Here is a 19,749-nt window from a genome sequence, read left to right on the forward strand (position 1 = left end):
CGGCGGCCCGGGGGTTCGACGCCGCGGAGCCGCGCGCGGCCGTTCCCAGGAAGCGGGAACGCGTGCGGCGGTGCGCGGTTCCGCGTTCCCACGGACACCTCCACGCATTGGTCGATGCAGTTTTTCACAGAGGGCTTCCGGCCCTAGCTACCGTTCAGTAACGTCCGGCCCCACCGGAGCGTGCCCGGCGCCGGATGTGTCGTTCGCCGACATGGCGGCGGGTGACGACCGGCGCCGACGATGGCAGCACCCTGCCCCCGGTGTGGGTGCGGACGAACGGGAGGGCACCGTGCAGGACATCCTCGAAGCGATCATGGCCGCGGAGGGCTCCGCGCAGCCGGAGCGGGAACTCGCCGGCCTGGCCGGCCTGCCGGTACCGGAGAGCTACCGGGGCGTGGTGGTCCGCGCCGAGGACACCCGGATGTTCGACGGGATGGCCACCCGGGACAAGGACCCGCGCAAGGCGCTGCACGTGCAGGAGGTGCCGACGCCCGAGCTCGCGCCGGGCGAGGCGCTGGTGGCCGTGATGGCCAGCGCCATCAACTACAACACGGTGTGGACCAGCATCTTCGAGCCGCTGCCCACCTTCAAGTTCCTCCAGCGCTACGGCCGGCTCTCCGAGCTGACCCGGCGGCACGACCTGCCGTACCACGTGGTCGGTTCGGACGCGGCCGGCGTGGTGCTGCGCACCGGCCCCGGGGTGACCCGGTGGAAGGCCGGCGACGAGGTGGTCGCGCACTGCCTGTCGGTGGAGCTGGAGGACGCCGCCGGCCACGACGACACGATGCTCGACCCGCAGCAGCGGATCTGGGGCTTCGAGACGAACTTCGGCGGCCTCGCCGAGCTGTGCGTGGTCAAGGCCAACCAGCTGATGCCCAAGCCGCGCCACCTGAGCTGGGAGGAGGCGGCGAGCCCCGGGCTGGTCAACTCCACGGCGTACCGGCAGCTGGTGTCGCACCACGGCGCGAACATGAAGCAGGGCGACGTGGTGCTGATCTGGGGCGCCTCCGGCGGCCTGGGCGGCTACGCCACCCAGATGGCGCTCAACGGCGGGGCGATCCCGGTCTGCGTGGTCTCCTCCCCGGAGAAGGCCGAGCTGTGCCGGAAGATGGGCGCCGAGCTGGTGATCGACCGCAGCGCCGAGGGCTTCCGGTTCTGGAAGGACGAGCAGACGCAGGACCAGGACGAGTGGCGCCGCTTCGGCGAGCGGATCCGGGAGCTGACCGGCGGCGAGGACCCGGACATCGTCTTCGAGCACCCGGGGCGGGAGACCTTCGGCGCGAGCGTCTACGTCGCCAAGAAGGGCGGCACCATCGTCACCTGCGCCTCGACCAGCGGCTTCCTGCACCAGTACGACAACCGCTACCTGTGGATGCACCTGAAGCGGATCGTCGGCAGCCACTTCGCCAACTACCACGAGGCGTGGCAGGCCAACCGGCTGGTGGCGCTCGGCCAGATCCACCCGACGGTGTCGAAGACGTACGCGCTGGAGCAGACCGGCCAGGCAGCGTACGAGGTGCACCGCAACGCGCACCAGGGCAAGGTCGGGGTGCGCTGCCTGGCGCCGGAGGACGGGCTCGGCGTGCGTGACCCGCAGCTGCGGGCCCGGCACGAGACGGCGATCAACCGGTTCCGGGGTCACTGATCCCCCGTCGGGGTGCCCGGGGGTGGTCCCTCCGGCTGATGCCGGGTTGACCATTGCGGCGAGCCGGGCATTGCCTTTCGGTTCGCCGGGACGGGAATCCCATTTGCTCGATACCGGTACGGCTCGACAAAGGGCCGCGGGCCACGTCCCGCGGCCCTTTTCGCGCTCACTCTGCGTGTCGTCCGTCCCGCCCGGGAGCTGCCAAGATCGCCGTTTGGTCCGGTGTCCCGGGCCGGCGAAGTTGACCATGTAATGAGGACAGGAAAGCTCCGGACCGCTCTTGCGAAGGCCCCTGGGGCGTCTGCCAGTATGTCCCAATGCCCCAGCAGCAGTCCTCCCCTCTCGCGTTCTTCGATAACGCGAACTCGCAGCCAGATTTCACCGTTGGCCTGCGCGGCTACAACGTCGGTCAGGTCGATGACTTCATCGGCCGGCTGACCGCCGCCCTCACCCAGTCCGAGCAGGCCCGGGCCGAGGCCGAACAGCGGATGAACGACGCCCAGCGTCGGCTGCGCCAGGCCGAGCAGCGCCAGAGCGCGCTGGAGCAGAAGCTCACCGACACCAACAAGCAGCTCGAGGAGAACAGCCGGCCGACCCTCTCCGGCCTGGGCACCCGCGTCGAGCAGATCCTCCGGCTGGCCGAGGAGCAGGCCAACGACCACCGCAACGAGGCCAAGCGCGAGTCGGAGGGCATCCTCTCCGCCGCCCGCCTCGAGGCCCGCGAGATCACCGACAAGGCCCGGGCCGAGGCGGCGGCGATGAAGGCCACCGCCGAGCGCGAGGCGGGCAGCGTCCGCACCGCCGCCGAGCGCGAGGCGGCCGAGGTCAGGGTGCAGGCCCGCCGCGAGGCGGACACCCTCCGGGCCGACGCGGAGCGGGAGACCAAGCAGCTGCGTACGGTCACCGCGCACGAGGTGGCCGAGCTGAAGTCCACCGTCGAGCGTGAGGTCGCCACCCTGCGGGCCACCGCCGAGCGGGAGATCACCCAGCAGCGGGCGAAGGCGGCCCGCGAGGCCGAGGAGAAGCGGGCCGAGGCCACCAAGCTGCTGACCGACGCGCGGGACAAGCGCGACAAGGACCTCCAGGCCCTGGAGCTCCAGCTCGCCGAGCGCCGGGAGAAGGCCGAGCGCGAGGAGTCCGAGCGGCACGCCGCCCAGGTGGCGCAGACCCAGAAGCTGGTTGGCGAGGCCGAGCAGCGGGCCCGGGCCGCGCAGGAGCGGGCCAAGGAGATCGAGCAGCGCGCCGAGACCCGCCGGGTCGAGTCCGAGCGCACCGCCAACGAGACGGTGGAGAAGGCCAAGGCGCTGGCCGAGAAGACGCTCGGCGAGGCCAAGGCCGAGTCGCAGCGCCTGCTCAGCGAGGCCCGCACCGAGGCCGAGCTGACCACTCAGGCGGCCCGCCGCGAGGTCGAGGACCTCACCCGGCAGAAGGACGCCGTCACCTCCCAGCTCGGGCAGATGCTCTCCGGCCTGGCCGGCATCGTCCCGGGCGTGCCGGCCGCGCCGGCCAAGGCGGCGGAGCCGGCCAAGCCGGCGGAGGCCGCCAACACCAAGGTGAACGCGGAGTCGGCCAGCTGACCGACCGCCCGCACGGGGCATGACCGCACGGCGCGGGGTGACACCGGGTGACCGGTGGAACCCCGCGCCGTACGCGTTTCCCACCCTTTGGCCGCAGCCCTCGCGGGGGCAGTGAAGTAGGTCCCAACCGGGGCGTCCGTATCGCCCCAACCGGGCCGGATGCGTGTGAGGATGGGGGCATGTCGCACGGCGAGGAACTGTTCGCTCTCGGCGGGGACGTGACCACGGAGCCCAGCTTCGAGTCCGCTCTGCGGGGGTACGAGAAACGACAGGTCGATCGGTACGTCGCTCGTGCCGAGCACGAGATCTCGACGCTGACGGCCGAGCGGGAGCAGGCCTACACCCAGATCCACAAACTGGCCGGCCAGGTGGAGCACCTCCAGCGGGATCTCGTCCAGGTGCGCAAGCAGGCGGGCGTGGTGGACCGGGCCTCGTTCCGGCACCTGGGGCCACGGGTCGAGCAGATCCTCACCATCGCCGAGGAGCAGGCGGACGCCATCCTGGCCGCCGCCGACGAGGAGATCCAGGCCCGCCGGGCCGCCGCCGAGCACATCATCGAGGAGGCCCGCGGCCAGGCCGCGCAGGCCCTGAAGGACTTCGAGATCGCGCTCGCCGCCCGTCGCGCCGAGGAGGAGCGGCACACCGCCTCCCGCAAGGCGGAGGCCGAGGCCACCCTCGCGAAGGCCCGGGAAGACTCGGCGACCCTGCGCCGCAGCACGTCTGAGGAGACCACCCGCCTGCGCAAGGAGGCGCAGGACGCGCTGGCCAAGGCCCAGCAGGAGGCCACCCAGCTCCGCGACACCGCCAAGGAGATCCACAACCGGGCGCAGCAGGAAGCGACCACGCTGCGCAAGAACGCGCAGGACGCGCTCGCCAAGGCCCAGCAGGAGGCCACCCAGCTCCGCGACGCCGCCAAGGAGGTGCACGCCAAGGCCCAGCAGGAGGCCCGGCGCCTCACCGAGCAGGCGACCGAGGCCGGACGGGCCACCCACGCGAAGGCGCTCCAGGAGGCCAAGAAGATCACCGACGACGCCGAGGAGGCCGCGAAGGCCACCCGGGGTCGGGCCCGGCAGGAGGCCAACCGGCTCACCACCGAGGCCGGCGAGGCGGCCAAGCGGCACCGCGCCGAGACCGAGGCGTACGTGCAGCGGATGCGCACCGAGACCGAGTCGTACGTGCAGCAGGCGCGGGCCCAGACGCAGCAGGAGCTGGGCGCCTGGCGGGCCGGGGTGGAGAAGGAGGTCAACTCCCGGCGGGAGCAGGCCGACCAGGAGCTGGCCCGGCGCAAGGCCGCCGTGGAGCAGGAGTACGCCAAGCGCCGCGACGAGGCGGAGCAGCAGTACCGGTCCCGCCAGGAGGAGCTGACGCAGCAGCACCGGTCCCGGCAGGACGAGCTGGAGTCCGCGTACGCGGCCCGCCGCGACGAGATCGAGCAGGGCGCCGCCGGGATCCGGCACGCCGCCGAGCAGGACGCGGCCACCCTGCGCCGGCGGGCCGAGGAGGAGTCGACCGAGCTGCTCCGCCGGACCGAGACGGAGGCGGCCGAGGTGCGCCGTAAGGCCGACGAGCACGTCGCGGCCGGGCGTCGCCAGTTCGAGGAGTACGCGGCCACCACCCAGCAGCACCTGGCCACCACCCAGCAGCACCTCGCCGCCACCCAGCAGGAGGTGGCCGCCGGCCGCCAGCAACTGGCCCAGGTGATGCTGGAGATCGCGCAGGCCCAGCAGCAGCTCGCCGACCTGCGGCAGGAGACCTGGAAGTCCCGTCAGGAGTCCGACGACCTCCAGCGGCGGCTGACCGAGCTGAAGCTCCAGGCGGTCGCCGACGGGGTGGACCTCTCCGCCCCGACCGGCGTCGACGGCAATCGCCCGGCTGCCGGAGACGGCAACCGTCCGGCCGGTGCCAAGGGCATCGTCACGGTGCCGGCGGAGGTCGGGGCGACCGGCGACGGCGCGGAGCCGGGCGCCTCCCCCACCCGGCCGGCGGCGGAGCCGGTCACCACGGTCGACGGGGGCGCGGCGAGCGCCGGGGTCGACGGCGAGCCGACGGTCGCGGCGATGCCCGGCGAGGGTGGCCGGGGCGCCACCCCGACGAAGATCACCAGCACCGGTGAGAACGGCAAGCGGCCCAGCAAGCCCACCACCGACGAGCGCAGCGCCAAGCCGAGCAAGGTCACTGTCGAGTCGGAGTGATCCGGCGCGACCCGCGCCGGATCAGCGGGCCCGGCCGAGGCGCGGCGGACCATCCGCGCCGAGGCGCGGCGGACCGGCTCAGCCGGCCCGGTCCTGCGCCGGCCCGGGGACCGGGGTGTCGGCGAAGGACGCCACCGTCCGGTCGGCGTACGCGCTGACGTCGCCGGCCTCCATCGGGCCGTCCCAGGTGGTGGGCAGCGGCACCGGCACGGCCGGGTTGACCCGGCGTACCACCTCGTCCAGCGCGGTCTCGGCGTCGCCCACCCAGAGGTGCTTGGCGCCGTCCACCCCGACCACCTCGGCCTGCGGGATCGCCGCGAACCGCTCCCGGGCCTCGGCCGGGCGCAGGTAGTCGTCGAACTCGGGCACCAGCGCGGTGAGCGGCTTGCCGGACTCCGCCCAGGTGGCCAGGTCGTCGGGGCCGGAGAAGCGCAGCGGTGGGGAGAGCAGGACCGCGCCCTCGATCGCCGGGTCGCAGCCGTACTTCAGGATCAGGTCGGTGCCGAACGACCAGCCCAGCAGCCAGATCTTCGGCAGCTCGGCGAACTCCGCGTACTCGATGGCTGCGGCCACGTCGAACCGCTCGCCGACCGCGCCGTCGAAGGCGCCCTCGCTGGTGCCGCGCAGGCTGCTGGTGCCCCGGGTGTTGAACCGGAGCACGGCCAGGTCGGCCAGGGCCGGCAGCCGCCAGGCGGCCTTGCGCAGCACGTGGCTGTCCATCATCCCGCCGTGCGTCGGCAGCGGGTGGAAGCAGACCAGCGTGGCGGCCGGCTCCCGGTCGGCGGGGCGGGCGAGCTCACCGACCAGGCGCAGGCCGTCGGCGGTGTGCAGTTCGATGTCCTCGCGGTGCCCGGGCAGGATCGAGGACGCACGGATCGGTGTGCTCACCGGTCAAGTCTCACCCCTCGGGCCGCCCGCCGCCGGGCGGGGTGGGAACCGGAGTGATCCAGATCGCTCAGCCGTAGCGGGGAGCGCCCCGGCCGCGCTGGATCTGCGGGCCGCGCCGGTCCCGGGCCCGCCAGCACCCGCTGTGCCAGTGCCGCCGGTCGCTCAGGTCGCCGGTGCCGTCCGCCGGCCAGGCCACCAGGTGCGCCACCCCGGGGCGGATCTCCTGGTCACACCCCGGGCAGCGGTACGTCTTGACCGACGCCCCGCCGCCGATGCCGCGTACCTGCCACTCGCCGTCGCGCCACTGCTGGACCGAGGCGACGCCCTGGCGGACCCGGTCGGAGTCCACGTGGGCCTGCTCGTCGCGGCGGGGACGGTTGCGGCGGGGGCTCACGTTCTCCAGCGTACGGGCCGGCACCGCGACCGGCCCGGGACGGGAGGCGTCCACGGGCCGGTCGGTGACCAAGCGCTCAGTCCCAGGTGTCGGGGCGGGTCGGGTCGGCCACCCGGGCGCCGGCGAGCACCACGGCCGCGTCCACCTCGTCGAAGCCGTAGTACGGCCAGCCCCACTGGACGACCAGGCGGGCTTTCCCCAGGCCGAGCAGTTCCAACCGGCCGCGAACCTCCGGCTTCTGCCCCTTGGCCGGGGTCTTCGGCGGCCCGGGATCGAGCTGCGCCGGCTTCCCGTCGACCTCGGTGTTCCCTGCCTCGGGAGCCATACCCGCCTCGATCGCGTATCGGTAGGAGAGGGACATCCGCTGCTCGCCGGGACGGCTGACGTCGATCCGGGCGGTGATCAGACCCGGGGAGTGGCTCACGTCTACCTGGCAGGATGCGGTCCGCGAGCCACTGGGCAGGCTGGTGACCCGCACCGGGCCGGTGCAGCGCCGGGCCTCGTCCACCCGCAGCGCCCGTGCGGCGACCCTGAGGCCGGTGTCGGTGTCGGCCTGGACGGTGGCCCGGGCGTACACCCCGGGAGCGGGGTGCCAGTGCCGGACCTGGACCGGCCGGCCGTTGGCGGTGACACGGGAGGTCCGACCGTCGAAGGCGGCCTCCGTGGCGATCTTCACGATCTCCACCGACTGCCCGTCGAAGACGTAGTTCCGTAGCGCCGCGACGGAGTTCGCCACATCCACCGTGACCGTTTGTCCGTCACCGACGTCGACCTGGATCGTCTCCACGCCGCGGACCACACCCCAGCCCAGGTAGCGGGCCCTGGCGGGGTCGATGCCGAAGTGCAGCACCTGCGGGTCGGTGCCGATGACCTGCGGCGCGGCCGCGGCGCCCGGGGCGGCGCCTACCACCGGCGGGACCGGGCCGGTTGTCCCGGCCGGCCCGGTGGCGGTGAACGGCCGGCTCACGCCGGGCAGGCCGGGGCCGACGGCGACGCCGCCGAGCAGCGCCACCAGGGCGAGACCGCCGCCGAGCAGCGCGCGCCGGTGCCGCCGTCGGCGGCGTCCGCCGGCCACCGACCGGGCCAGCAGCCGGTCGGTGTCCACCGGCCCCTCGGCGTGGTCCCGCAGGGTACGAAGGATGTCCTGGTCGAGATCGGTCATGGCCGGCTCCCGTTGGTGATCGGGGCGCCGACGCGCTCCCGGAGATGGGCGAGCGCCCGCATCGCGTGGGTGCGGACGGTGACCGGGGAGCAGTCCAGGATCTGCGCGATGGTCGCGTCGTCCAGGTCCTCGTAGTAGCGCAGCACCAGCACGGCACGTTGCCGGTCGGGCAGGCCGAGGATCAGCCGCCACATCTCGTCCCGGGTGGCCGTCTCACCGCCGAGGTCGCCCGGCTGGGCGCGTTCGGCGAACGTGTCGGTGGCCTGCTCCCGGTTGGACCGGCGCCGCCACCAGGACGCGTTGGCGTTGACCAGCATCCGGCGCACGTACACGTCGGGCCGGTCCACCCGGGAGATTTTCCGCCAGTGCAGGTACGCCTTGGCCAGCACGTCCTGGGTCAGGTCCTCGGCCCGGTGTTGGTCGCCGGTCAGCAGCCGGGCCAGCCGGATCAGGGCCGGGCCGCGGCTGCCGACGTACTCCTCGAAGGTCACACCCTCAAGACGCCGTCACCGGCGGCGGGCGTTGACCGCCGTCAGCGCCGGGTGTGGTCGCGGAACCCGCGGCCGCTCTTGCGACCCAGGTAGCCGGCGGTGACCAGGTGCTCCAGCAGCGGCGCCGGCGCGAAGCCGGGCTCGCGCAGCTCCAGGTAGAGCTCCCGCTGGATGGCCAGCGAGACGTCCAGCCCGACCACGTCGAGCAGCTCGAACGGCCCCATCGGGTAGCCGCAGCCGAGCTTCATGGCGTGGTCGATGTCGTCGGCGGTGGAGTAGCTCGCCTCCAGCATCTTCACCGCGTCGTTCAGGTAGGGGAAGAGCAGCGCGTTGACGATGAAGCCCGAGCGGTCGCCGCAGACCACGCCGGTCTTGCCGACGGCGGCGCAGATGGCGCGGGCGGTGGCGGTGGTCTCCGCCGAGGTGCGGATGGTCTGCACCACCTCGACCAGCGGCATCACCGGGGCCGGGTTGAAGAAGTGCAGCCCGATCACGTCGGCCGGCCGCTGGGTGGCCATCGCGACGTCGATCACCGGCAGCGACGAGGTGGTGGTGGCCAGCACGACGCCCGGCTTGCAGATCTCGTCGAGGCTGGCGAAGAGCGCCTTCTTGACGCTCAGCTCCTCGATCACCGCCTCGACCACCAGGTCGACGTCGGCCAGGTGCTCCAGCGTCGCCGACCAGTTGATCCGGCCCAGCGCGGCGTCCCGGTCGGCCTCGGTCAGCTTGCCCCGGACCACGCCCTTGTTCAGCGAGGTCTTCACCGCCTCGAAGACCTTGGCCGACTTCTCCGCGCCCCGGGTCACCGAGACGACCTCGTAGCCGGCCTTGGCGAAGACCTCGATGATGCCGGTGGCCATGGTGCCGGAGCCGACCACGCCGACCTTCGCGATCCCGCGCGCGCCGTCGGCGAGCGCCGGGCCCGTCGCGGCCGGGGTCTGCCCGTCGGGTACGACCACCGGGGAACCCGGCCGCTCGTAGGTGTAGAAGCCGCGGCCGGACTTCCGGCCGAGCAGCCCCGCGGTGACCATCTGCTTGATCAGCGGCACCGGGGCGTGCCGGCGGTCCCGCCCGCCACGCCGGTACATGGTGTCGAGGATCTCGTACGCGGTGTCCAGGCCGATCAGGTCCATCAGGGCGAGCGGACCCATCGGCAGGCCGCAGCCGAGCTTCATGGCGGCGTCGATGTCCTCGCGGGTGGCGTACTTCGCCTCGAACATGCTCACGGCGTGGTTGAGGTAGCCGAAGAGCAGCGCGTTGGCGATGAAGCCGGCCCGGTCGCTGATGGTGACGTCGACCTTGCCGAGCCGGTCGCAGAGGGCCTCCACGTCGGCCACCACGTCGGCGGAGGTGACCACCGTGCGGACCACCTCGACCAGCTTCATCACCGGTGCCGGGTTGAAGAAGTGGATGCCGATGACCTGGTTGGGCCGGGCGGTCGCCACGGAGATCTCGGTGACGCTCAGCGACGAGGTGTTGGTGGCCAGGATCGCCTCGGGCTTGCAGACCCGGTCCAGCTCGGCGAAGATCCGCTGCTTGAGGTCGAGGTGCTCGGGGACGGCCTCGATCACCAGGTCCACCGCGTGCAGCGCGCCCAGGCCCACCTGGAAGTCGACCCGGGCGTGCAGGGCGTCCCGGTCCGCCTCGGCGAGCTTGCCCTTGGCGACGGCCCGGTCGGTCGAACCCTTCAGCGTGGCCCGGCCGCGCTCCACGGCGGCCTCGGAGATCTCCACCGCCACCACGTCGATGCCGTTGCGGGCGAAGACCTCCACGATGCCGGCACCCATGGTGCCCAGCCCCACCACACCCACACTGGTGAACTCGCGCGCCACGACCGGCCTCCCTGATCCACTCCGCCGCCTGCGACATGAACGGCCGCTAAGGTTATGCGCCGGAGTCTGCCACGTGACGCTCCGTTGTCGAGACGCCGTGGGATATTTCACCACCGGCCGGCCGGCCGCGGGCACGGGCCGACCGGTGGGTGGCCCGTCAGGACCGGGCCTCAACCTCCCGGGGCATCCCCCAGGTCGCCCCGTCCTCCGGCGGACGGCGGTCCGGCGCGATCGGCAACGGCAGGGTCGGCCGGTGGGTCTGCCGCGCGTCGAAGCGGATCCCCACCGGGTCGGTACGCGCCATCCCGGGGTCGGAGAAGCGCAGCTCGCTGCGGCCCATCCGGACCACGTCCCCGTCGCTGAGCCAGGCCGGGCCGTCGATGCGGCTGTCGTTGACCCAGGTGCCGTTGGTCGAGCCGAGGTCGACCAGCGCCACCCCCTCGTCGGTCACCTGGACGGTCGCGTGCTTGCGGCTGAGGTGCGGATCCTGCAGCACGATGTCGGCCGTCGCCATGGCCCGGCCGATCACCTGCTGGACGCGGCTGAGCCGAAAGCTCACCCCGCGCATGGGCCCGTCGGCCACTCTCAAGGTCGGAACGAATTCTGGATGATCCTGCATGGACAGTCAGCTCCCCACCCACCGTCGCCGCGGTCAGCCTGCCATCCCACCGTAGTCGCCAGCACCCCCGCGCGGTCACCCCGTGTACGTCGGGTGGTCGACTTCCGTTCACCGGTCCGGCCAGTTGCGCCGGTACCGGCGTAACCGGCGCGGTCCACGCACGCCCGTCGATCCGCGACCCCTACCGGCCAGTAAGGACCGGGTCTAGACTCCACGCCATGACGGCTGTGCATGTCCCGGGGGCCCCTGCCATCTCCGCCGGCCAGCTGGTCTCCACCAGCCCGGCCACCGGCGCCGAGGCCGGCCGGGTGCCGGTCACCGCCCCGGCCGACGTCGCCGCGGCGGTCGACCGGGCCCGGGCCGCCGGCCAGTGGTGGGCCGGGCTCGGCTTCACCGGGCGCCGCGAGCGGCTGCTGCGCTGGCGGTCCCTGCTCGCCAAGCGGATCGAGCAGCTCGCCCAGCTGGTCCACGACGAGGGCGGCAAACCGCTCGCCGACGCGATCGTCGAGATCACCACCGCGATCGAGCACATCGACTGGGCCGCGCGCAACGCCGGCCGGGTGCTCGGCCCGCGCCGGGTCCGGTCCCGGCTGATCCTCGCCGAGTTCGCCGGCCACCTCGAATACCAGCCGTACGGGGTGATCGGCGTGATCGGCCCGTGGAACTACCCGGTCTTCACCCCGGTCGGCTCGGCCGCGTACGCGCTGGCCGCCGGCAACGCGGTGGTCTTCAAGCCCAGCGAGTACACCCCGACCGTCGGCCAGTGGCTGGTCGACAGCTTCGCCGAGGTGACGCCGGAGCACCCGGTGTTCAGCGCCGTGCACGGGCTCGGCGACGTGGGCGCCGCGCTCTGCCGCTCGGGCGTGGACAAGGTGGCGTTCACCGGCTCCACGGCGACGGCGAAGAAGGTGATGGCCGCCTGCGCCGAGACGCTGACCCCGGTGCTGATCGAGGCCGGCGGCAAGGACGCGATGATCGTCGACTCCGACGCCGACCTGGACGCCGCCGCCGAGGCGTGCGTCTGGGGCGCGCTGACCAACGCCGGGCAGACCTGCATCGGCATCGAGCGGGTGTACGCGGTGGAGCCGGTCTACGACGCCTTCGTCGCCAAGGTGGTCGAGCGGGCCGGCCGGCTGACCGTGGGCGCCGAGGGCGCCGACATCGGCCCGATCACCATGCCGAGCCAGGTCGACGTGATCCGCCGGCACATCGACGACGCGCTGGCCCGCGGCGGCCGGGCGGTGCTCGGCGGGGCCGACGCCGTGCAGCCGCCGTACGTGCACCCGACCGTGCTGGTCGACGTTCCGGAGGACTCGTCGGCGGTCCGCGAGGAGACGTTCGGCCCGACGCTGACCGTCACCCGGGTCCGCGACGCCGACGAGGCCGTACGCCGGGCCAACGCCCTGTCGTACGGCCTCGGGGGTTCGGTCTTCGGTCGGGCCCGGGCGGTGGCGATCGCCCGGCGGCTGCGCTCGGGCATGGCCTCGGTCAACTCGGCGCTCACCTTCGCCGGGATGTCCACCCTGCCGTTCGGCGGGGTGGGCGACTCGGGCTTCGGGCGCATCCACGGCGAGGACGGCCTGCGCGAGTTCGGCCGCCCCAAGGCGATCACCCGGCGGCGGGCCCGGTCGCTGCTGCCGTCGATGACCTTCGAGCGGACCCCGGCCGACGTGGCCCGCCTGGTCAAGGCCGTCAAGCTGATGTACGGCCGGCGCTGAGCCGGCGCCACTCGCTTCCCCGGCCCGGGCGGCGGCCCAGCCTCGCGGGCCGGGCCGGGCGGTGGCTCAGAAGAGCGTCAGCTCGTCGCGCTCGATGCCGCGCAGCTTGTCGTAGTCGACGACCACGCAGCGGATGCCCCGGTCGGTGGCGAGCACCCGGGCCTGCGGCTTGATCTCCTGCGCGGCGAACACGCCGCTCACCGGGGCGAGCAGCGGATCCCGGTTCATCAGCTCCAGGTAGCGGGTGAGCTGCTCCACGCCGTCGATCTCGCCGCGCCGCTTCACCTCGACCGCGACCGCGCCGGAGTTGGCGTCCCGGCAGAGCAGGTCGACCGGGCCGATGGCCGTCATGTACTCCCGCCGGACCAGGGTGAAGCCCTCGCCCAGCGTGGTCGGGTTGGCCGCCAGCAACTCCTGGAGGTGCGCCTCCACGCCGTCCTTGCGCAGCCCCGGGTCGACGCCCAGCTCGTACGAGGTGTCCTGGAAGACCTCCTCCAGGGTGATCCGCAGCTCCTCGCCGGCCTTGTTCACCACCCGCCAGACGCCCGGTGCCTCCTCCAGCCGGCACGGCGGGCTCATCCAGTTCAGCGGCTTGTACGCCCGGTCGTCGGCGTGGATCGACACCGACCCGTCCGCCTTCACCATCAACAGCCGGGTGGCCGGCGGCAGGTGAGCCGAGAGCCGTCCGACGTAGTCCACCGAGCACTTCGCAATGACCAACCGCACCCGACGAGGGTAGCCGAGGGGCCGGCCCGCGCCGACGAGCGGCACTGGCGCGCCGGTGCGATGCTGAGATCGTGCTCGAAGTCCTCACCGGCTCGGGCCTGGCCGCATCGGCCGGGCTGAACGCCTACATCCCCCTCCTCCTGATGGGCGTACTCGCCCGCTACACCGACCTGGTCGACCTGCCGAGCGGCTGGCAGTGGCTCGGCAACGGCTGGGTGATCGGCATCCTCGCCGTGCTGCTCGCCGTCGAGGTGGTGGCCGACAAGGTGCCGGTGGTCGATCACTTCAACGACGTGCTGCAGACCGTCGTCCGGCCGACCGCCGGCGGTCTGGCCTTCGGCGCCGGCTCCACCTCGGAGACCGTCACGGTCAGCAACCCGGACACGTTCTTCTCCTCCCACCAGTGGGTGCCGGTGGTCACCGGCGTCCTCATCGCGCTCGGCGTGCACCTGCTCAAGTCGGCGGCCCGGCCGGTCATCAACGCGACCACCGCCGGTTTCGGCGCACCCGTGGCCAGCACCGCCGAGGACGCGACCAGCGCGGTGATGTCGGTGGTGGCGATCCTGCTGCCGGTGCTGGTGCTGGTCTTCCTGGTCGGGCTGGTCGGCTTCCTCTTCTGGTGCCTGCGGCGGCGCAAGGACCGGCAGCGGGAGCGGGCGGCTGCTCGGTCGGCTGGGTTCCGGGTCTGATCCTTGCTGGATGCGCCGCTGGCCGGCACCCGTCAGGGTGCCGGCCAGCGTGTCGTTCAGGTCTTCGGGTCAGTTGTTCCAGTGCTGGGCGACCAGGTCGGCGGCCTGCTGCTCCCACTGCGCGTACGCATCCGGGTAGGCCGACACCTGCACGGTCTGCGCGGCGTCGGTCAGCGGCATGTCCTGCCACCCGTCGACCTGCTTCAGACCCTTCAGGAACGCCAGGGTGGAGTACTCGGGGTCGGTGATCTGCTCAGGCGTTCCCCAACCCGAGCTCGGGCGCTGCTGGAACAGGCCCAGCGAGTCGTGGTCGTTGCGGTCGCCCAGGTGGCCCAGGTTCTCCAACTTCGACTCCTGCAGGCTGGTGGCGATCGAGACCACGGCGGCCCGCTCCGGGAGACCGGCCTTCTTCGTCGCGGCGATGATCGCCTTCACATTGCCGGTCTGCTCGTCGTTCAGATCGATGTGCGACTGGGTGCCCTGCACGCCGTGCGGAATCAGCTTGCCGGCGTCCGGCTTGTCGGCCTGCACCGCCACCGCGTTGCCGTGCACCGGCTCAGCCGCGTGAGCGGCGACCGGACCGGCGAACACACCACCGGTGAAAGCAAGACCAGCAATACCCAGCACACTCTTGGTCAGCATCTTGTTCATGACGAAGCTCCTCGGGGGTCGGCACGCCACCCGATGGGGGTCGGGTGACGGGCAAGCACCACGTCAGGCGCTCAGACAAGGGGGAAAGTCTTTGGTGTCTCGCACGGCCGCGGACCCGTGGGCTCGTCGCGACCGATCTCCTGCCGGCCATCCCCGAAGCGCGAGGGCTCGTGATGGCGGCGGACCATGTGTAACGACCCCCGACCCGGGATCATTCCGGGGCCAGGCACCGGCTCTTCGGGATCGGGGCTGGCAGCGGGGGTCCTGCTGCGGTCGTCCAGAGGGTGTAACGACCCCGGCCCGGCCGCCATTCCACCGCCCGGATGCCGCCCGTCACACGCCGAGACCGGACATAACCCCCCACAGCACCCCGCCGCCCCCATGCCGCCCGGCGGACCAGGGCACGCAGGTGCCCCGAACGCACGGGGACACCGAGAGACCGAGACGCCGAGACACCGCGACACCGAGGCACCGAGGCACCGACAGGTGCACGCCACCGGCCGCTACCGACTTGAGGGCCCAGACGACTCATCCGAGAAGCCCGGGACACCGAACGGCCCGGCGAGTCGTCCACGCTCTCAAGTCCGTAGGCGGGTCGAGGAACGTCCGCAGGCGCGCCGCGGCGACCGGCGACACCGTAGGGCAGGCGGCGACGGCAGGCGCGCAGCGACAGGCGGCGGCGACAGGCGGCGGCGAGTGGCCGTGAGTGGAACGTCATGGTTGTCACAAGCGTCCGGAGACAGCCATGGCGTTCCACCCAGCGCCAGCAGGTCCGCGTATACGGGGTGGCAGTGGATCGCTCAGCGGGGTGAGGGATGCCGGAACGGCGGCGGGGAAACCTCCCAGATGCCTAACATCGGGACAAAAGCCTAGAGGGAGGTCGCCGTGACCGCAGCGATGGAGATGCCCCGGGTACAGGAGTGCGTGGCGACCTCCTGCGCCTACAACCAGACCAACGCCTGCCACGCCTTCGCGATCACCATCGGCAGCAGCGATCACGCGCACTGCCACACGTTCATCGACATGCCGGTGCGCGGCGGCATCGAGACCCTGGTGGCCCAGGTCGGGGCCTGCCAGCGGTCGGACTGCCGGCACAACTCGGAACTGGAGTGCCACGCCCCGTCGATCCGGGTCGGTCCGGACAACGACGGCGCGGACTGCATGACCTACGCCGCCCGCTGACCCCGTCCCGCCCGCCGCCGAGGCCGACCGCACGCCGGGTCAGGGCCGGGGACCGGCCGGACCAGGACCACGGCCGAAGCACAACCAGGACCGAGCCGGACCAGGACCCGGATCAGGTCAGGGCGTTGGCCTCGCGGATGACCGTGACCAGCTCGTCGATGATGCCGGTGAGGGCGAAGTCGCGCGGGGTGAAGACGCGGGCCACGCCGGCGGCGCGGAGGGTCTGGGCGTCGGCGGTGGGGATGATGCCGCCGACGACGACGGGCAGGTCGGGGCGGCCGGCGGCGCGCAGCCCGTCCAGCACCGCCGGCACGGCGGCCAGGTGCGAGCCGGAGAGCACGGAGAGGCCGACCAGGTCGACGTCCTCCTCCACGGCGGCGGCCACGATCTGCCCGGCGGTCAGCCGGATGCCCTGGTAGACCACCTCGAAGCCGGCGTCGCGGGCGCGTACCGCGATCTGCTCGGCGCCGTTGGAGTGGCCGTCCAGGCCGGGCTTGCCGACCAGCAGGCGCAGCCGGCCGCTGCCCAGTTCGCGGGCGGTGGCGGCGACCCGCTCGCGGACCCCCGCGAGCGAAGCGTCGCCGCCGGCGCCGGCCGCGCCGGTCAGCCCGGTGGGGGCCCGGTACTCGCCGAAGACCTGGCGCAGCGCGCCGGCCCACTCGCCGGTGGTGACCCCGGCCCGCACGCACTCGAGCGTCGCGTCCATCAGGTTCGCGGTGGTCGCGGCCTCCTTGCGGAGCCGGGTCAGTGCCGCGTCGACCGCCGCGTCGTCCCGGCCGGCCCGCCATTCGCGTACGGAGGTGGCGGCGGCTTCCTCGACGGCCGGGTCGACCTGCTCGATGGCCTCGGCGCCGGCCGCGGTCAGCGGCGACGGCTCGGTCTCGGTGAACCGGTTGACGCCGACCACCACGTCGGTGCCGGCCTCCATCCGGCGGCGTCGTTCGGCCAGCGAGGCGACCAGGGCGCTCTTGAGGTAGCCGGTCTCCACGGCGGCCACCACGCCGCCCATCTCCAGCACCTTCTCCAGCTCGGCACGCGCACCGGTGACGATCCCGTCGACCAGTGCGGTCATCACGCGCGAGCCCTCGAAGAGGTCGGGGTATTCGAGCAGGTCCGACTCGTACGCCAGGACCTGCTGCATCCGCAGCGACCACTGCTGGTCCCAGGGGCGGGGCAGGCCGAGCGCCTCGTTCCAGGCGGGCAGCTGCACGGCGCGGGCCCGGGCGTCCCGGGAGAACGTCACGCCGAGCATCTCCAGCACGATCCGCTGGATGTTGTTCTCCGGTTGGGCCTCGGTCAGGCCGAGCGAGTTGACCTGCACGCCGTACCGGAAGCGGCGTTGCTTCGGGTTCTGCACGCCGTAGCGCTCGCGGGTGATCTCGTCCCAGAGCGCACCGAAGGCGCGCATCTTGGCGCTCTCCTCGACGAAGCGCACGCCGGCGTTGACGAAGAAGGAGATCCGCTGCACCACGTCGCCCATCCGCTCGGCGGGCACCTGGCCGGAGTCGCGTACCGCGTCGAGGACGGCGACGGCGGTGGCCAGGGCGAAGCCGACCTCCTGCACCGGCGTCGCGCCGGCCTCCTGGAGGTGGTACGAGCAGATGTTCACCGGGTTCCACCGGGGCATCTCGCGCAGCGTGTACGCGATGACGTCGGCGGTGAGCCGCAGCGACGCCGCGGGCGGGAAGATGTACGTCCCCCGGGACAGGTACTCCTTGATGATGTCGTTCTGGGTGGTGCCGGCGCAGCGGGTGAGTTCGGCGCCCTGCTCGACGGCGACCGTGCCGTAGAGGCCGAGCAGCCACATCGCCGGCGCGTTGATCGTCATGGACGTGTTGCCCTCGGCGAGCGGGATGCCGTCGAAGAGGGCGCGCATGTCCCCCAGGTGCGCCACCGGCACCCCGACCCGGCCGACCTCGCCGGTGGCGAGTTCGTGGTCGGGGTCGTACCCGGTCTGGGTGGGCAGGTCGAAGGCGACCGACAGGCCGGTCTGTCCCTTGGCCAGGTTGCGCCGGAAGAGCGCGTTGGTGGCCGCGGCGGAGGAGTGCCCGGCGTACGTGCGCATCACCCAGGGGCGGTCGCGCTCCGGCAGCCGGCCCTGGAGTGCCTTCTCGTCCATGGCCGGAGTCTAAGTTACCGTTCAGTAAAACGGGCTGTGGAAAACCACACAGGTCCATGGCACGACCCGCCGGGCGCGGCGGCTGGCATATGGCCGACACCACCACACCCCGGGCCGCGCCGCCCGGCCCCCGGGCCGCACACTTGACGGCATGGATGACCAGCTCGCGATCTCCGTACGGGGACTGCGCAAGGCGTACGGCGACAACCTCGCGGTGGCGGGGGTCGACCTCGACGTCCACCGGGGCGAGGTGTTCGCGCTGCTCGGCCCGAACGGCGCCGGCAAGACCACCACGGTGGAGATCCTGGAGGGCTACCGGCGGCGGGACGCGGGCGAGGTCTCGGTGCTGGGCAGCGACCCCGGCTCGCCGGCCGCCGACTGGCGCTCCCGGGTCGGGATCGTGCTCCAGGGCACCGGCGAGTTCGACGAGCTGACCGTCGGCGAGGTGGTCCGGCACTTCTCCGGCTTCTATCCCGACGCCGACGACCCGGACAAGGTCGTCGAGCGGGTCGGGCTGGGCGCCAAGGCGAAGGCCCGTACGCACACCCTCTCCGGTGGGCAGAAGCGCCGCCTGGACGTGGCGTTGGGCATCATCGGCCGCCCCGAGCTGCTCTTCCTCGACGAGCCGACCACCGGCTTCGACCCGGAGGCCCGCCGCGAGTTCTGGGAGCTGATCCGGGACCTGGCCGCCGCCGGCACCACCATCGTGCTCACCACGCACTACCTGGACGAGGCGGAGGCGCTCGCCGACCGGGTGGGCGTGATCGCCGGCGGCCGGCTGGTCGAGGTGGCCCCGCCGAACCAGCTGGGCGACCGGCAGGAGGCCCTGGCCACGGTCTCCTGGCGTACCCCGGACGGGACGTCGGAGAGCGCGCAGAGCGCGACGCCGACGGCGCTGGTGGCGGAGCTGGCCGCGCGGTTCGGCGGCGAGGTCCCCGGCCTCACGGTGACCCGGCCGACCCTGGAAGACGTCTACCTGCGGATGATCGGACACTGATGACGACCACGACGAAGTCGACGGCCCCGGTCGCCGCCGCCCCCGGTGCCCGACGGCTCGGCTCGGGCGCCCTCGCCCTGCGGCAGGGCCGGCTGGAGATCACCCAGTTCCTGCGCAGCCGGGAGTCCGTCGTGTTCACGATGGGCTTCCCGATCATCATGATCCTGATCTTCGCCTCGATCTTCAGCGGCGAGATCGGCGGCGGGGTGAAGTTCACCCAGTACTTCATCACCGGCATGATCGCCACCGGCCTGATGACGGTGAGCTTCCAGAACCTGGGCATCTGGATCCCGATCGAACGGGACCGGGGCGTGCTCAAGCGCTACCGGGGCACCCCGATGCCGAAGTGGGTCTGGTTCGCCGGCAAGGTGCTCATGGTGGTGGCGATCGGCGTCGCCGAGACCGCCCTGCTGCTGGCCGTCGCGGTGGCGCTGTTCGACCTGGCGCTGCCCGACACCGCCGCGAAGTGGCTCACCTTCGGGTGGGTGTCCGTGCTCGGCGTCACCGCCTGCACCCTGTGCGGCATCGCCATCTCCTCGCTGGCCCGCACCGCGCGCAGTGGCTCGGCCGTGGTCACCCCGGTCAGCCTGGTGCTCCAGTTCATCTCCGGGGTGTTCTTCGTCTTCACCGAGCTGCCGAGCTGGATGCAGCAGGTCGCGGCGCTCTTCCCGCTGAAGTGGATGTGCCAGGGCCTGCGGGCGGTGTTCCTGCCGGAGAGCTTCGGCGCGCAGGAGCCCGGCGGCTCGTTCGAGCTGGGCCGGGTCGCCCTGGTGCTGGCGCTCTGGTGCGTGATCGGCCTGGTCCTCTGCCTCACCACCTTCCGCTGGACCACCAAGCGCGACGGCTGAGGTACCGGGCCAGGGCGGA

General features: G+C 72.7%; 17 protein-coding genes. 8 read left to right on the forward strand and 9 right to left on the reverse strand.

The features are described 5' to 3' along the window. Nucleotides 1-289: 289 nt before the first annotated feature. The 3 genes from ccrA to GA0074704_RS25985 all read left to right on the forward strand — a co-directional run bounded on the left by ccrA (nt 290) and on the right by GA0074704_RS25985 (nt 5,414). The gene (gene ccrA / locus GA0074704_RS25975) at nt 290-1,645 is read left to right on the forward strand and encodes a crotonyl-CoA carboxylase/reductase (RefSeq protein WP_088973989.1); all 1,356 of its coding nucleotides are present in this window, start codon (nt 290-292) and stop codon (nt 1,643-1,645) included. 317 nt (nt 1,646-1,962) lie between these two features. Beyond that, nucleotides 1,963-3,222, forward strand: coding sequence for a coiled-coil domain-containing protein (locus tag GA0074704_RS25980; RefSeq protein ID WP_088972907.1), 1,260 nt, complete (start codon nt 1,963-1,965; stop codon nt 3,220-3,222). A 179-nt stretch (nt 3,223-3,401) separates the two neighbouring features. Continuing rightward, nucleotides 3,402-5,414, forward strand: a complete 2,013-nt coding sequence (locus GA0074704_RS25985) for a hypothetical protein (RefSeq protein WP_088972908.1) — start codon at nt 3,402-3,404, stop codon at nt 5,412-5,414. Nucleotides 5,415-5,492: 78 nt separating this feature from the next. Here GA0074704_RS25985 and GA0074704_RS25990 read toward each other — a convergent pair whose 3' ends face one another. The 6 genes from GA0074704_RS25990 to GA0074704_RS26015 form a co-directional block, all read right to left on the reverse strand. Beyond that, nucleotides 5,493-6,302, reverse strand: coding sequence for an alpha/beta hydrolase (locus GA0074704_RS25990; RefSeq protein ID WP_088972909.1), 810 nt, complete (start codon nt 6,300-6,302; stop codon nt 5,493-5,495). Nucleotides 6,303-6,369: 67 nt separating this feature from the next. Further along, the gene (locus GA0074704_RS25995) at nt 6,370-6,696 is read right to left on the reverse strand and encodes a hypothetical protein (protein ID WP_088973990.1); all 327 of its coding nucleotides are present in this window, start codon (nt 6,694-6,696) and stop codon (nt 6,370-6,372) included. Nucleotides 6,697-6,772: 76 nt separating this feature from the next. After that, entirely contained in the window at nt 6,773-7,858 is a 1,086-nt protein-coding gene (locus GA0074704_RS26000) for a hypothetical protein (protein ID WP_088972910.1), read from the reverse strand. Continuing rightward, the gene (locus GA0074704_RS26005) at nt 7,855-8,349 is read right to left on the reverse strand and encodes a SigE family RNA polymerase sigma factor (RefSeq protein WP_088972911.1); all 495 of its coding nucleotides are present in this window, start codon (nt 8,347-8,349) and stop codon (nt 7,855-7,857) included. The genes GA0074704_RS26000 and GA0074704_RS26005 overlap by 4 nt, the downstream gene beginning before the upstream one ends. A gap of 41 nt (nt 8,350-8,390) precedes the next feature. Then, entirely contained in the window at nt 8,391-10,181 is a 1,791-nt protein-coding gene (locus GA0074704_RS26010; protein WP_088972912.1) for a 3-hydroxyacyl-CoA dehydrogenase family protein, read from the reverse strand. Nucleotides 10,182-10,338: 157 nt separating this feature from the next. Further along, nucleotides 10,339-10,800, reverse strand: coding sequence for an FHA domain-containing protein (locus GA0074704_RS26015; protein WP_088972913.1), 462 nt, complete (start codon nt 10,798-10,800; stop codon nt 10,339-10,341). Between the two features lie 218 nt (nt 10,801-11,018). Here GA0074704_RS26015 and GA0074704_RS26020 point away from each other — a divergent pair, with 218 nt between their 5' ends. Then, nucleotides 11,019-12,518, forward strand: a complete 1,500-nt coding sequence (locus GA0074704_RS26020) for an aldehyde dehydrogenase family protein (RefSeq protein WP_088972914.1) — start codon at nt 11,019-11,021, stop codon at nt 12,516-12,518. Nucleotides 12,519-12,584: 66 nt separating this feature from the next. Here GA0074704_RS26020 and nucS read toward each other — a convergent pair whose 3' ends face one another. Continuing rightward, nucleotides 12,585-13,244, reverse strand: coding sequence for an endonuclease NucS (gene nucS, locus GA0074704_RS26025; RefSeq protein ID WP_088973991.1), 660 nt, complete (start codon nt 13,242-13,244; stop codon nt 12,585-12,587). 71 nt (nt 13,245-13,315) lie between these two features. On the opposite strand from nucS, the gene GA0074704_RS26030 reads away from it, so the two are divergent. Then, nucleotides 13,316-13,933 (forward strand): DUF4126 domain-containing protein, encoded by a 618-nt coding sequence (locus GA0074704_RS26030; RefSeq protein ID WP_088972915.1) that lies wholly within the window; start codon nt 13,316-13,318, stop codon nt 13,931-13,933. Between the two features lie 69 nt (nt 13,934-14,002). Here the strand turns inward: GA0074704_RS26030 and GA0074704_RS26035 are convergent, their stop codons facing one another. After that, nucleotides 14,003-14,584, reverse strand: coding sequence for a hypothetical protein (locus tag GA0074704_RS26035; RefSeq protein ID WP_088972916.1), 582 nt, complete (start codon nt 14,582-14,584; stop codon nt 14,003-14,005). Nucleotides 14,585-15,469: 885 nt separating this feature from the next. Between GA0074704_RS26035 and GA0074704_RS26040 the strand changes: the two genes are divergently transcribed. After that, nucleotides 15,470-15,766 (forward strand): DUF1540 domain-containing protein, encoded by a 297-nt coding sequence (locus tag GA0074704_RS26040; protein ID WP_088972917.1) that lies wholly within the window; start codon nt 15,470-15,472, stop codon nt 15,764-15,766. Nucleotides 15,767-15,878: 112 nt separating this feature from the next. Here GA0074704_RS26040 and GA0074704_RS26045 read toward each other — a convergent pair whose 3' ends face one another. Beyond that, entirely contained in the window at nt 15,879-17,885 is a 2,007-nt protein-coding gene (locus tag GA0074704_RS26045; protein WP_088972918.1) for a protein meaA, read from the reverse strand. A 151-nt stretch (nt 17,886-18,036) separates the two neighbouring features. On the opposite strand from GA0074704_RS26045, the gene GA0074704_RS26050 reads away from it, so the two are divergent. Both GA0074704_RS26050 and GA0074704_RS26055 read left to right on the forward strand, forming a co-directional pair. Continuing rightward, nucleotides 18,037-18,882, forward strand: coding sequence for an ABC transporter ATP-binding protein (locus GA0074704_RS26050; RefSeq protein WP_088972919.1), 846 nt, complete (start codon nt 18,037-18,039; stop codon nt 18,880-18,882). Continuing rightward, a complete protein-coding gene (locus tag GA0074704_RS26055) occupies nt 18,882-19,730 on the forward strand; it encodes an ABC transporter permease (RefSeq protein WP_088972920.1) in 849 nt (282 codons plus the stop codon). The genes GA0074704_RS26050 and GA0074704_RS26055 overlap by 1 nt, the downstream gene beginning before the upstream one ends. Nucleotides 19,731-19,749: the final 19 nt, after the last annotated feature.

Origin of the sequence: Micromonospora siamensis, from assembly GCF_900090305.1 — a bacterium.
Classification (GTDB): Bacteria; Actinomycetota; Actinomycetes; order Mycobacteriales; family Micromonosporaceae; genus Micromonospora; species Micromonospora siamensis.

Coding starts and splice junctions, on each gene's coding strand:
- GA0074704_RS25985 (WP_088972908.1), top strand. CDS start 3,402: ATGTCGCACGGCGAGGAACTGTTCGCTCTCGGCGGGGACGTGACCACG.
- GA0074704_RS25980 (WP_088972907.1), top strand. CDS start 1,963: ATGCCCCAGCAGCAGTCCTCCCCTCTCGCGTTCTTCGATAACGCGAAC.
- GA0074704_RS26020 (WP_088972914.1), top strand. CDS start 11,019: ATGACGGCTGTGCATGTCCCGGGGGCCCCTGCCATCTCCGCCGGCCAG.
- GA0074704_RS26045 (WP_088972918.1), bottom strand. CDS start 17,885: ATGGACGAGAAGGCACTCCAGGGCCGGCTGCCGGAGCGCGACCGCCCC.
- GA0074704_RS26035 (WP_088972916.1), bottom strand. CDS start 14,584: ATGAACAAGATGCTGACCAAGAGTGTGCTGGGTATTGCTGGTCTTGCT.
- GA0074704_RS26015 (WP_088972913.1), bottom strand. CDS start 10,800: ATGCAGGATCATCCAGAATTCGTTCCGACCTTGAGAGTGGCCGACGGG.
- GA0074704_RS26055 (WP_088972920.1), top strand. CDS start 18,882: ATGACGACCACGACGAAGTCGACGGCCCCGGTCGCCGCCGCCCCCGGT.
- GA0074704_RS26050 (WP_088972919.1), top strand. CDS start 18,037: ATGGATGACCAGCTCGCGATCTCCGTACGGGGACTGCGCAAGGCGTAC.
- GA0074704_RS26000 (WP_088972910.1), bottom strand. CDS start 7,858: ATGACCGATCTCGACCAGGACATCCTTCGTACCCTGCGGGACCACGCC.